The 12445-nt window shown below is 72.2% G+C and carries 5 protein-coding genes and 1 pseudogene; 2 read left to right on the top strand and 4 right to left on the bottom strand.

What is annotated here, in order from left to right; genetic code table 11:
• Positions 1 to 54: 54 nt before the first annotated feature.
• The 3 genes from ABD858_RS02610 to ABD858_RS02600 form a co-directional block, all read right to left on the bottom strand.
• On the bottom strand, positions 55 to 309 hold the full coding sequence (locus tag ABD858_RS02610) for a Tn3 family transposase (protein ID WP_345034266.1): 255 nt from the start codon (positions 307 to 309) through the stop codon (positions 55 to 57).
• Positions 294 to 437 (bottom strand): hypothetical protein, encoded by a 144-nt coding sequence (locus tag ABD858_RS02605; protein ID WP_345034264.1) that lies wholly within the window; start codon positions 435 to 437, stop codon positions 294 to 296. Before ABD858_RS02605 ends, ABD858_RS02610 begins: the two co-directional genes overlap by 16 nt.
• A gap of 114 nt (positions 438 to 551) precedes the next feature.
• Positions 552 to 1517, bottom strand: coding sequence for a helix-turn-helix domain-containing protein (locus ABD858_RS02600; RefSeq protein WP_345034263.1), 966 nt, complete (start codon positions 1515 to 1517; stop codon positions 552 to 554).
• Between the two features lie 244 nt (positions 1518 to 1761).
• On the opposite strand from ABD858_RS02600, the pseudogene ABD858_RS02595 reads away from it, so the two are divergent.
• Together ABD858_RS02595 and ABD858_RS02590 are read left to right on the top strand one after the other, a co-directional pair.
• A pseudogene (locus ABD858_RS02595) lies at positions 1762 to 3084 on the top strand (S8 family serine peptidase); the annotation flags it as partial.
• 58 nt (positions 3085 to 3142) lie between these two features.
• Positions 3143 to 5593 carry a S8 family serine peptidase gene (locus ABD858_RS02590; protein ID WP_345034262.1) on the top strand — a complete coding sequence of 817 codons (2451 nt, stop codon included), beginning with the start codon at positions 3143 to 3145 and terminating at the stop codon, positions 5591 to 5593.
• A 188-nt stretch (positions 5594 to 5781) separates the two neighbouring features.
• On the opposite strand, the gene ABD858_RS02585 is transcribed toward ABD858_RS02590, so the two are convergent.
• Positions 5782 to 12411, bottom strand: coding sequence for a beta-ketoacyl synthase N-terminal-like domain-containing protein (locus ABD858_RS02585; protein WP_345034261.1), 6630 nt, complete (start codon positions 12409 to 12411; stop codon positions 5782 to 5784).
• Positions 12412 to 12445 lie beyond the last annotated feature (34 nt).

Genomic DNA, 12445 nt, shown 5'->3' with positions numbered 1-12445 from the left:
GGAGCCAGGCCGAGAGATGGCCAGGCATCCTCGGCCCGCCGAGCCCGGTGCTTGTCACGTCGGACGAGACGCGTGCGCGTTGACCGGGTGGGCGATCGCCTCGTTCAGCAGCACGAGGGAGAAGTGCCGGTTCGCCACGTACGCCGGCTCATGCCCGCTCACGCCGGGGATGTGGCGGGCCGTCTCGTACGGACCCATGTTGGCGCCCTTGACGAAGGTGGTGAGCACGTACCGGCCGAACGGGTCGGCAAACTTCGGGTCATTGCCCGACGGCGGCCGAAGCGGCGCCAACGCTACGCGTCCGGGCACATGTCCCGATCAGTGCGCTCCGGCATGCGGGCCTTGATCTCCTGCTCCAGCCGCTTCGACGAAGGCCGCTGCCCCTCCGAGGGGTGCGCCTTGAGCGACGGGGTACCGGTGGACGGGTCGATCACCATGCCCCGGCCGCGACTTGTCGACCACGGCCTTGGATCCCCTCCGGTCTCCCCACAACAACGATCCCTGGAGCCGGAAGCCACGACTTGTTTCCCGGCAAGCCCTGAACGACAAGCTCAGACGAGACCGGCGCGTGCCGCGTACCAACCGAGCTGCATCCTGTTGGCGGTGCCGGTCAGTTCCATCAGCTGTCGCAGCCGACGCTGGACGGTCCGCAGGCTGGTGCCGAGTTGCGAGGCGACCGCTTTGTCCGGCAGCCCGGACAACATCAGTGTGATCAGCTTCATGTCGGTGTCGTCCAGCGTCGGCACGTCCTCCTGCGCCAGCCCGGACGCCGTGAGCCGCAGCGGTGTCGCCCGTGCCCAGACGTGGTCGAACAGTTCGGCCAGCGCGGTGACGACCGCACGCCCCCGTAGGAGCAGGAATCCCGGTGAGGCGGCCCCCTGGTCCGGCAGCATCGGCACCAGCGCCACCTGGCGGTCGACGATGATGAGCTTGGTGGGCAAGGCGTCGGTCACCCGGATTTGGTAGTCCGCGGCCAAGAAGACTGATATCTCCTCGCGGGTACGCTCGTCCTCCAGGAGGTCCCGCTCGTAGACGAATCGGTTCACCACGCCCTGTGGAGTCTCGGGCATCGTCATGTTGGTGTCGAGGACGTAGGGACTCCGGACGAAGATCTGAGCCCCTTCCCGTGCGCTGCGCTCCATGGCGACCACGCATTGCGCGAGCTCGTCGGTAGCGGTGATGACCTCGACCACGTTCTCGCTCTGGTGCGGGCCACCGGCGTTGCGGTGGGCGGCGAGCAGCTCGACCACTCGCTCCTGCGCCTGCTGGAGCAGCCCCTGTCGTTCCACGAGCAGCCCGCCGAGGCCGACCTCGGGGGACAGGGCGGCGTACCGGACCGGTCGGCCACTGCGCCGCGTCACCAACCGCAGCCGGCGTAACCGGGTGAGCGAGCGGGTGACGGCGGACAGTGCGAGGCCGGTGGCTGCGGTGATCTCGGTCAGCGACACGTCACCTTGGCCCAGCAGCACGGTGTAGATCAGTTCTTCCTGCTCGTTGATCCCCAGACCTCGCAGCATCGTCCGCCTCTCCGCACCGACCACCTTCCAGCGGCTCACCCCCGGCGGGCATCGGTCGTGTGCCCGCGCGTTCTGGCCGACCAGGTGTCAATTCCCCCGCATGACTGGTGGATACCCCGCCGCAGGGCAGCCTGTTTCCGGTGCACTGCGGTGACAGCCCGTCCGCCGGACAGGGTAGTCCGTGCGCAACCGCGACACGTCGCGGTTGCGACATGTCGCGGTTGCGACATGTCGCGCTGTGGCCATGGACGGGAGAGAGCCCCCAGGATTCCGAACCAGCCGTTCGCCCCCCCGTTCACGCCAAGCGCAGGAGGCCGTTTTCATGCCTACCAGGCTCTGGCGCACCATCGGTGCGTCACTGCTGGTGACCGTCGCGTTCGCCGGGATTCCAGCCCAGGCAGCGCCGCCACCTCGAGCACCGCTTCCCCTCACTGGCACCGCGCACAAGGCCGCGGTCCAGCGTCACGTCGTGACTCTGCTCACCGGCGAGCAGGTCACTGTCACCCGCGGTCCCGACGGAAAGGACCAGGCTGCGGTCGCCGCGCCCGGTGACCACGACTTCAGCGTCGTCAGGCTGGGCACGGACACCTACGTTCTGCCGGCCGAGGCCCTTCCGCTGATCGGTGCCGGAAGGCTCGACCGCGAGCTGTTCAACGTCACCAGACTGATCGCGGACGGCTACGACGACGCCCACAGCGCGACTCTCCCGGTGATCGCGACCTACCGTAAGGGCAGCGTCCACCCCGACAAGGCGCCCGCCGGAGCGAAGTCCCAGCGGAAGCTGCGCAGCATCAACGGTGTTGCCCTGGCGACCGACAAGAAGCAGCCCGGCAGGTTCTGGAAGTCGATCGAACCGGCGACACCGACCGCGCGTGCCCTGAACGGCGGTATCGACAAGCTGTGGCTGGACGGCAAGGTGAAGGCCGACCTGGCCGAGTCCGTCCCGTTGATCGGCGCGCCCGAAGCATGGCGGGCCGGACACGACGGCACCGGCGTCAAGGTCGCCGTCCTCGACACGGGCATCGACGTCAACCACCCCGACTTCGCAGGCCGGCTCGACCAGGTCGTCTCGTTCGTCCCGGGCGAAGGCCCCCAGGACAAGCACGGTCACGGCACTCACGTCGCCTCCACCATCGCCGGCACGGGCACAGCCTCCGGCGGCAAGTACAAGGGAGTCGCACCGGGCGCCGACTTGGAGATCGGCAAGGTCCTCGACGACTCCGGCGCAGGCCAGGATTCGTGGATCATCGCCGGCATGGAGTGGGCCGCCCAGCACGCCCCCGTCGTCAGCATGAGCCTCGGCGGAGGCCCCAGCGACGGCACCGATCCGCTGAGCCAGGCTGTCGACCGGCTCACCGCCGAGACCGGCACCCTGTTCGTCATCGCAGCCGGCAACTCCGGCCCGGAGGAGCAGACCGTCGGCGCCCCCGGCACGGCCGCGGCCGCGCTCACGGTCGGCGCGACGAGCAAGCAGGACGCCCTCGCGCGGTTCTCCAGCCGCGGCCCGCTGCCGGAGAGCTCGGTGGTGAAGCCGGACCTGACCGCCCCCGGGGTGAACATCACCGCCGCCCGGGCCGACGGCACCGCGCTCGGCCCGATCGTCGACGAGAAGTACACCACGATCCATGGCCACGCCGCATGTCGCGGGAGCGGCCGCGCTCCTGGCCCAGCGGCACCCCGGTTGGAAGGCCGGGCAGCTCAAGGCCGCCCTCGTCAGCACCACCAAGCAACTGGACCCGAAGCAGGTGCCCACCCAGGTCGGGACCGGGAGGCTGGACGTCGCCCGCGCCCATGACCAGGGCGTCTACGCCGATCCGGGCAACCTCGACCTGGGCAAACTCGCCTACCCCCATGACGGCGGCCCGGTCACCAAACAGGTCACTTACACCAACGACACCGACGCCGCGGTCACCCTCGCGCTGACCGCGCCGGCCGAGTTCCACCTCGGTGCGAGCACCATGACCGTCCCGGCCAAGGGCAGTGCCACCGTCGATGTCACCGTCGACCCCAAGGCGCTCTCCGACGGCCTGCACAGCGGCTATCTGACCGCCACCGACGGCACCGTCACCACCCGCACCACGCTGGGCGTCTACGCCGAGAGCCCGCACTACGACCTGAACCTGCACGTCACCGGCAGGGACGGGGCACCGCCGTCCTATGGCTTCGTCATCCTGATCGACGGCCAGAGCGGTGCGGGCTTCCTCGCCATCCTGACCTCCCAGGACCACAAGCTCCGGGTTCCCCCAGGCCGCTACGACGCGTTCGCCGCCGTCTACGGCACGCGGGACACACCGACCGGGGTGGAGCAGGTCGACAGCGTGCTGATGGCCGACCACGATGTCGTGGTCGGCGCGGACACCGACCTGCGGTTCGACGCGCGTGCCGCCAAGGAGGTTCGGCTGCACACCCCGCAACCCGTGGACCGCGCCTGGCTGATGGTCTCCTACCAGCGGTTCTTCAAGGCCGGCGACCATGAGGGCTCGCTCGGTGCGGTGGACTTCTTCGCCGGCGGCAACGAACGGGTATGGCTCGCCGAGGCCGCACCGCCCACGACCGGCCGCCTCCAGCTCAACACGCGCTGGTACACCTACGAGCCGCTGATCCGTGCCCGGGTATCGGGGCTGCCGCTCAGCCTGTCCCCGCGACCGGTCAGCGACTCGCGGGTGCTCTCTCCGACGGCGGCGCACGCCTCTCCGCGCTTCGACGGCATGCGTACGGCCCGCGTCGTCGACGTGGACACGGCCGACCCCACCGCCCTGGCCGGACGTAACCTGGCGGGCGCGGTTGCGCTGATCCGCACGGCGGCCGGGGTCCCCTACGAGGACCAGATCAACGCCGTCGCCAAAGCAGGGGCGGGCTACGCCGTGCTGTGGCGCGACCTCTCCGGCGGCTTCCGCCCCGCGGTGGGCGAAGACCTGCCCATCCCCAGCTTCGTGCTCCCGCACGAGGAGGCCACCGCACTGCGTGCCGCCGCGGCGCAACGGACCGTGCAGATGAAGCTGCAGGGACGTGAATCTCCGACCTACGGCTACGACATCATCGAGCCGCTGACCCGCATGCCGGACGGTCTGGACCTCACCGTCCGGACGAAGGAGCTGGCGTCGATCGACACCACGGTCAACGCGCTCGCGCCCGGCCACACCGTCGGCGACATGCGTATGGGCTTCATCAGCGGAGTCGGCTACGTGCCCGCCTTCAGCGGGGTGACCCTGGGCTGGCCCGCCGGTGTGCACCGCACCGACTACGTGCGGGCCGCACCGGGCTTCCAGTACCTCGAGCGGGCCACTCCGGCCTTCGAGCCCAACCCGACAGGCTCCTCGTGGGACAGCGCACACGAGCAGTACGGTCAGCCGCTCGCGCTGCGTCCCGGACAACGGATCACCGAGCGGTGGAACACCCCCGTCTGGCGGCCCGGCATCCCGGCGGGCAGCCCCGGCATCAAAACCGGCTTCCCCGGCGCGACCCGCACCGGCGACACCATCGACCTCTCGGTCTCCGGCTGGAACGACGGCGGGGCTGGGCACGCCGGCATCTACGCCGACGTCTACGGCGGCGCGCAGGCGAAGGTGTACCGCAACGGCGAGCTGTTCGCCCAGGGCGGCGTCCTCGCGGGCACTCTGCCGGTCGGACCGGAGCGGGCGACGTACCGTCTCACCCACGATGCCCAGCGGGCCGCGGCGTCGACGCCGTACTCGGCGCAGACACACACCGCCTGGACGTTCACGTCCTCACACGTGGACGGTGACCGGGCAGCGGCGCTGCCCCTGCTCCAGCTCGACTACCAGGTGGACACCGACACCTATGGCCGGGCCGACAAGAGGAACCACCTCCTCGGGCTCACCCTCCGCCAGCAGGATGGGGCCGCCGTCCCGGTCGCCACGGCTGACCTGTCGGTTTCCTACGACGACGGAGCGCACTGGACGAAGGTGCGGTTGGAGCGCATCGGGGCCGGCAGGTACCAGGTGCACCTGCGTCCCCCGACCGAAGCCGCGTACGTCTCGCTCAGGGCAAACGGTGCCGACCGCGCCGGTGACACCGTCGAGCAGACCATCCTGCGGGCCTACGGCCTGAAGTAACTCCGGCACCGCCGCCCCGGGAGCCGCGTCCGACGCGGCTCCCGGGGCGGCCGATGCCCGCGGCTTCAAGGAACACCCTGATCGGCGGGTGGTCGAGGAGGCCGCTCGACCTCGGCCGGCAGTGCGGCGAACGCCGACCCCTTTGACAGACCCGCTCCTGGTGCCCAGCCCTCGACCGGGCACTCGCGTCACGGAGCAGGCGAGGGCCCAGGAGCCGCGTCGGACACCACACGCATGCCCAGCCCGCGCACTCGGTAGATGCACGTGTCATCGCCCCACAGTGATGCATCCGCCGTCGCATAGGGCCCCCGCGCGTCCGTGCCGCTCTCCACGATGTCCATGTCCACCCGGATCAGCCGGTTGGCCGGGGTGATCTGGCCGCGGTATGTCCAGGTTGTCTCGCGGCCGGGCAGCACCGGCTCGAACCGGGGGCGTCGGATGCCGTCCGCCGCGCCGCGTTCGAGCAGGTGGTACTGGAGCAGCTGGCACATGGCCTCGACGCCCAACGACCCCGGCTGCACCGGGTCCTGGAAGAAATGCGCCCGGAAGAACCACTCGTCCGGGACCACGTCCTTCTCCGACCGCAGCCGCCCGAGCCCCATGCTGCCCCCGTCCGGCCAGGAGCCGGTGATCCGGTCGAGCATCAGCAGCATCGGGCCCGGCAACCGTGGTTCCCCGGCGCAGTAACGAGCGGGCCGGGCGGTCAGATCGACCATACGGTCGCAGGGCTCGTCGAGACGGGCCCGGTCCTGGGCGGACACCGTGAGGCCCTGCTGGTGGTCGAAGGCCGACGGCGGGAAGTAGCCGAAGGCCGTGGAGAGTTCGAACAGTGGCACGCCGTCGGCCGTGCACCTCACCCGGAACGACTCGATGATCATGTCTCCGCTGTGGGAAACACGAGTCAGTTCAGCATGGGTGCGGACCGTACCCGTCGCCGGAGTGACCTCACCGGTGACCGTCCCCGACCCGTCGAGGTTACGGAACAGCAGATCCGTGTCGGTCGTCAACGCGCTGCCCACATACGAGGCCAGCCACCCGCAGGGTTGCAGCGCGATCTCCATCAGGACGGCGAACGGCATCGTACGGCCGCCGCTCTGCTCGAAGTACCAGGCCCGCGCGGGCACGTCGTACTCCGCGACGACACTGCTGCCCTCCCGCATACCGCCCTGCGGACCGTCCACCGAGACGATCCGGCTCATGAAGTGGTAGGGGGGACCGGGCAGCCGCGCGACCTTACGGGTGCCGTCGAAGGGCTCGTACGCGGTGCCGAACGCCTCACTCGGTCTGCCCCAGGCGCACGCCAGCAACGAGGCGTAGCCGAAGGGGAATCCATCGGCTGCCGTCGCCACCGGCTTCACCTCCCGGTGCCCGGCCAGCCCGCCGAGCAGGGGGAGCGGCACCGGTGTACCGCTGCCCTGCACGACGGGCGGGCCCGAGCGCCGCCAGTGCGACAGCGGCCAGTCGGGCACCAGCCGCAGCGCCACGTCCCGGCCCAGGAACGCTGTCGCCCCGTCCACCGAGCCCAGCACATCGGCGTACAGCGTCGGCACCGGCCCGGCCGAGACACCGCGCACGAACACCTCGTAGACGACCCGCCGGCCGGCCGGAGTCGCCTGGCCTCGGCACATCGCCCTGCAGGGGTGACCGTCGACGGGCTCGAAGCGCCAGCCGTCCCGGTCCACGGTGAAGCCCATGGCCGCAAGGTAGAACGCCATCGCCTGGAGACCACCCTGGAGCATCAGGGTGCCCGGCATACAGGGGTCGTTCTTGAAGTGCCCCGCGAAGAACCAGTCGTCCGGCGACAGCGGGGTCTCGGCCCGCAGATAGCCGCGGCCCCACGGCCCTCCGGCCGGGTCGAACGCGGTCACCTCGTGCACCAGCCGCAGCCTGCCGTCGTCGAGCCCCGGTGAGCGGACGTGGGCCGCCGTCGCCTCCCAGCCGGGGCCGAAGCACTCCGCCGGCCGCCCCTGGACCAGGGCCCGCACCTGGTCCGCGTCGAAGCGGGTCCGTCCGCAGCGCACCGCGGGCGGGTCGAGCGGGAGGTCGTCGCCGGGCGGCCGCTCGGCGGGATCCCACCGCACACCGCCGCTGCCTGTGAGTTCCTTGGGGGTGAAGAACCCGGCCTGGCCCTCGCGGACGCTGAGCCGGAGTTCGCCGTCCACGTAGCAGTCGTAGTGGAAGAAGGACAGCCGGACGCCTTCGTGCTCCGCGTGGCCGTCGACGTGGATTTCGTAGCGCAGGGTGTCGCCCGCCTCCGGCGGGCTGCCGTGATACGTCACTTCGCAGCCGAGCAGCCGGTAGGCGCGCTCGCCCCGGTTGAGGAGGTCGACGCCCAGCCAGCTGAGCAGGAGCAGATCCGCCTGGCCCGCCTCGATCATCAGCCCGGCGGGCATACGTCCGGTGGAGTCCAGATACCAGCTGTCGGGCAGGACGTCGGTCTCTGTCCAGATCGTCCCGTCGGTGCGTACCGGGGCGGGCGCGGCGAGCGCCGCCGGTACGGCGTCGATGCCGGTGACCCGGTCCGCGAGCAGCATGGGCGGCTCGGGCATCCGGGTCTGCACCGCGTACGCGTCCTGCTCGGCGAACCGAGGGCCGAACAGCGTGGAGATCTCCCGGGAAGCGAGGTGCTCCAGCTGGGCGCGGTCGAACTTCGGCCCCGGCCTCAGGCGTGGTGTGGGTGCCCCTTCCGGCGGGGGAGCGGGCAGGGACGCCGAGCGGGGCGCGGGCCGTAGGGGGGCCGGCGGCGGCCCGGCGGTCGGACGCGGTGCCGGGAGACCCGGTGGCCGTACGGGAACGGGCACGGTGCTCCTCAGCGCGGTGACGGCGAGAGCGGACACCTGCAGGAACCGCTGATGGGCCTCGGTGTGCCCGGCGATGATCTCCTGGTGCAGCGCGGCGACACGCCGGCTCTGCCGGAGGACTGCGGCACGGGCGCCCGCCGCCCGCGGCTCCCGCCCGTCTGAGCCTGTCGGGCGGACGTCCGGCAGGGGGCGCAGCCCCACGGTATCGGGGCAGGGCACGGCAACGCCGGCCGGTGCGTCGGACCGGCCGGCTTCCCGGTCCGGTGCCGGCGCCAGCTCGGGGGCCCGGGGCAGGGTCACCGGGGCCGGCTCCAGCGGGGGCAGACACGGAGGTGCGGGTACGGGCACGGTGACGGTGGGCCCGGGACGCGGGACATCGGTGGCGGCTTCCGCGAGCCGGGCGAACAACTCGTCGGCGCGTACCGGCACCCCCGCGACGACGAGTTCGGCCACCGCCAGGCAGGGCTGCCGCAGCCCGGTGTCGCCCGGGGCATCCAGTGCGATGGCCACATGGTCCCGGTCGCCGAGTACCCGCTTGATCCAGCCGGTGCACAGCTTGCGCGGCCCGTGCTCCACGAAGACCCGGACACCGTCGGCCCATGCCTGCTCGACCGTGGCCGCGAAGTCGATCGTGTTCAGTCCCTGTGCGGTGAGCGCCTCGGCGGCCCGCTCGGCCGTCGGCCGGTACGACTGGCCGGTCGCCCCGCTGTAGAACCGCACACCGGGCACGTCGACGGTGGGATGGTGGTGGGCCTCACGCCATACCTCTCGGATTCCCGCCAACTCCGGTGCATGGGCGGCCATGTCGTAGTCGAGCTCGATCGCGCGGTCGGCGCCGATCCTGGCCACGACGGCCGCGCACGCGCGGGACTCGCCGCCGACGACGCAGACTCCGGGCGCGTTCACCGCCATCAGATGGACTGCGACCTCGGCGGCGAGCTCGGCACGGACCGCCTCCAGGGGCGCACTGACCAGGTAGCTCGACCAGCGGCGGCCCTGGACGCCCAGACGCTCCCAGTAGCGCCGGACCGTCCGGAGTTCACCGGTGAGTTCGGTCGTGAACAGACCGCTGTCCCGGGTGGCGTCGTACAGCCCTGCGGCGTCCGGCCAGGCACCCAGCGCCACGAGGGCGGCCGACTCGCCCGAGGAGTACCCGAGAGCTGCGTCCGGCCGAAGCCCGAGCACTTCCCGGGTGAACACGGTGTGGAAGACGGCGAGTTCGGCGGCCGCCCAGATCTGCTCGAGCACTCCGCGCTCCGCCCGGGACCGCAGTCGTGTACCGATCGCCCCGTGCCTGGCGCGGACGGCCTCGCCGAGCGACGGCAGCGCGAGCATCAGCTCGTGGCCCATACCCGGGTACGCGGCCGAGCCGTTGGTGTACACGAACGCGGTTTGCCCCGTGACCGGCCTGTCCCGGTACAGCACATCGGCCGGACGGGCCCCGCCCTCGGCCAGCCAGCGGCGGGCGGCCTCCTTGCGGCCCGGCAACGCGTCGTCGTCGGCCACGAGTGCCAGCCGGGCCGGTCCGGTGTCGGACTCCGCACCGGACTCCAGCGCGGCCAGCACCTCTCGGCGGTCGGCCCCGGAAAAGACGTGCAGGCGCGGGGCCGGGCCCCGTAGCCACGGCAGGGCGTCTCCCGCGCGCAGCCGGACACTCGCGGTGGGCCCTTCCAACGGTGTCACCGCGGCCTTCGCGGTGTGCGCGACGGCCGCGGTGTCCGCAGGACCGTGCGGACGCGGCACCGCGCGGTGCTGGAGCGAGAGTGCCGCGACCGCGACGGAGACCAGCCCGTACGCGGCGTGAGCGCGCCCGAAGGCCGACGCCGGGTCGAACACCGCATCAGGGCCGTCCCCGATGACCATGTCGGGTGCGCCGGCGCCGCCTTCGTCGAGCAGGGTCTCGTCGAGCAAGGCGACGACGGTGTCGCCGTCCCTGCGCGCGGTGTCCAAGGACTTGAGGACCAGGACGACGGCGGCGTCCCCCGGTTCGTCCTCGCGTCCGAGCTCCCGCTGGGCGGCCCGATGCACCGCCTCGCAGGACAGGTCGGTGGCACCGACGAGCGCGGCTTCGGCCTCCCCCGACCGGACGGCCCGGGCCGCGAGTTCCAGCGCCACCAGCCCGGACGCCTCCTCCGCCGATACCGCGAACCCTGGGCCCGCCAGGTCGAGTTGGGTACTGATCCGGTTCGCCACAAGGTTCGGCATGGTGCCCACCACCCCCTCCGCGGTCACGGGCGGCAGGAACGCGTCCCGGGCCGGGCCCGCCGACGGTGCCGTGGCGAAAGGCCCCGCCTGCTCCAGCCAGTAGGGAACCCGCCAGCGGGCGCCCGCCCGGGCCACCTCGGGGTCCACGCCCATGCCGATGACCACCATGGTCCGCTCCCGCGGCAGGGACACCGACCGGGCGGCCTCCCGGGCGGCCTCCAGCACCAGGAGCTGATGGCGCACCGTTCGCTTCAGGGCCAGTGGCGGGAAGCACAGGTCCCTCAACTCCACGGCGATCTCCGGGGCGGGGCCACGCCGCTCACCGCCCAGCACCGCCCGCCGGAAGTCCTCGGTACAGGTCCCGTCGCCAACTCGGGCGCCGAGGGCGACGATCGCCACCGGCGTACGGCCGCCCGGCGATTCCCGCACCCGGGCCGGGGCGGGCACGGCGGCGGCCGGGCGGATCGGTCGCGGTGATGCGGACACCGGGTCGCCGTCCGGAAGGTCCACCACCAGATGGGCGTTGGTCCCGCCGAACCCGAACGCGCTCACCGCCGCCCGGCGCGGCCCCGACCACGGTTCCGGCGCGGTCAGCACCCGCAACGGCGTACCCGCCAGCGCCTCCAGCGGCCGTTCCGCGCCGAGCGTCGCCGGACGGATCCCCGCACGCAGCGCGCCGAGCACCTTCAGCAGCCCGGCCACGCCCGCCGACGCCAGCAGATGCCCGACGTTCGACTTCACCGAACCGATGGGCACATCGCCACCGGCCCCGAAGACCTGGGCCATACCGCGCGCCTCCACCGCGTCCCCGACCGGCGTCCCCGTCGCATGGCATTCGACGAGTGACACGGTCCCGGGCGCGACGCCTGCCGCGTCGTACGCCAGGCGCATGGCCCGGACCTGGCCCTCCTGAGACGGACTGATCAGCCCGGTGCCGCGCCCGTCGTTGGACAACCCGACACCGCGGATCACGCCGAGCACGGGCAGATGGGCGGCGCGGGCCTCGGACAGCCGCATCAGAGCGACGAACCCGGCGCCTTCGCCGTGCACCAGCCCGTCCGCCTCCCGGTGGAAGGGCCGGCTGCGCCCCGTGCGGCTCGTCGCGGACAGCCCGCAGAACCCCACGTGCAGATAGAGCGGGTCCGCCCGGCTGACCGCACCGGCCACCATCAGGTCCGCCGTGCCGTCGTGCAGCCGGTCGCACGCCAGCTTGACCGCGTACAGCGACGACGCGCAGGCGGCGTCCAGGGACCACGCGCCCGCGCCCAGCCCGAGGGCTCGGGCCGCGAGCCGGGCGGGCAGCCCGGACGAGAAGCGGTTCCGGGCGTCGGGCCGCTCCCGGCGCTCTCCCGTCAGCAACGCGTCACGGAGCGGGGCCCGCTGGGCGGACAGCCAGACGTGCTCGGCGAAAGCCGCCCCTGTGGGCGTGGGATAGGACAGGTTTCCCAGGACCAGCCCCGCGCGCGGCAGAGGGCCCTCGCGGCCCGCCTCCGTGAGCGCCTGCCGGACGCCGTACATGACCCAGTGGAAGAGCGGGTCGAGCGACAGGATCCGCTCCGGGGCGATTCGGAAGCCGCTCGGATCGAAGACGGACTCGAACCCCCGTACGTACCCGCCGACATCGGTCCAGGTGCGGTCGAGGTGGTCGTCCACCGGGCCCATGGCCCAGCGGCGCGGCAGCCGCCACCGGTCCTCCGGGATGGCCGACAGGCTGCTGCGGCCCGCGGCGATGTTGTCCCAGAACGTGTCCGGATCGAGCGCGTCGGGCAGCACACAGCCCCGGCCGACGACGGCGATCGGTTCGAATTCCATGCAGGTCTCACTTCACGGCAGGGCGGGGCCGGTT

Origin of the sequence: Streptomyces sannanensis (assembly GCF_039536205.1) — a bacterium.
GTDB classification, from domain to species: Bacteria; Actinomycetota; Actinomycetes; order Streptomycetales; family Streptomycetaceae; genus Streptomyces; species Streptomyces sannanensis.
The sequence above is the reverse complement of the archived record's forward strand: the minus strand, read 5'-3'. Positions and strand labels throughout refer to the sequence as shown.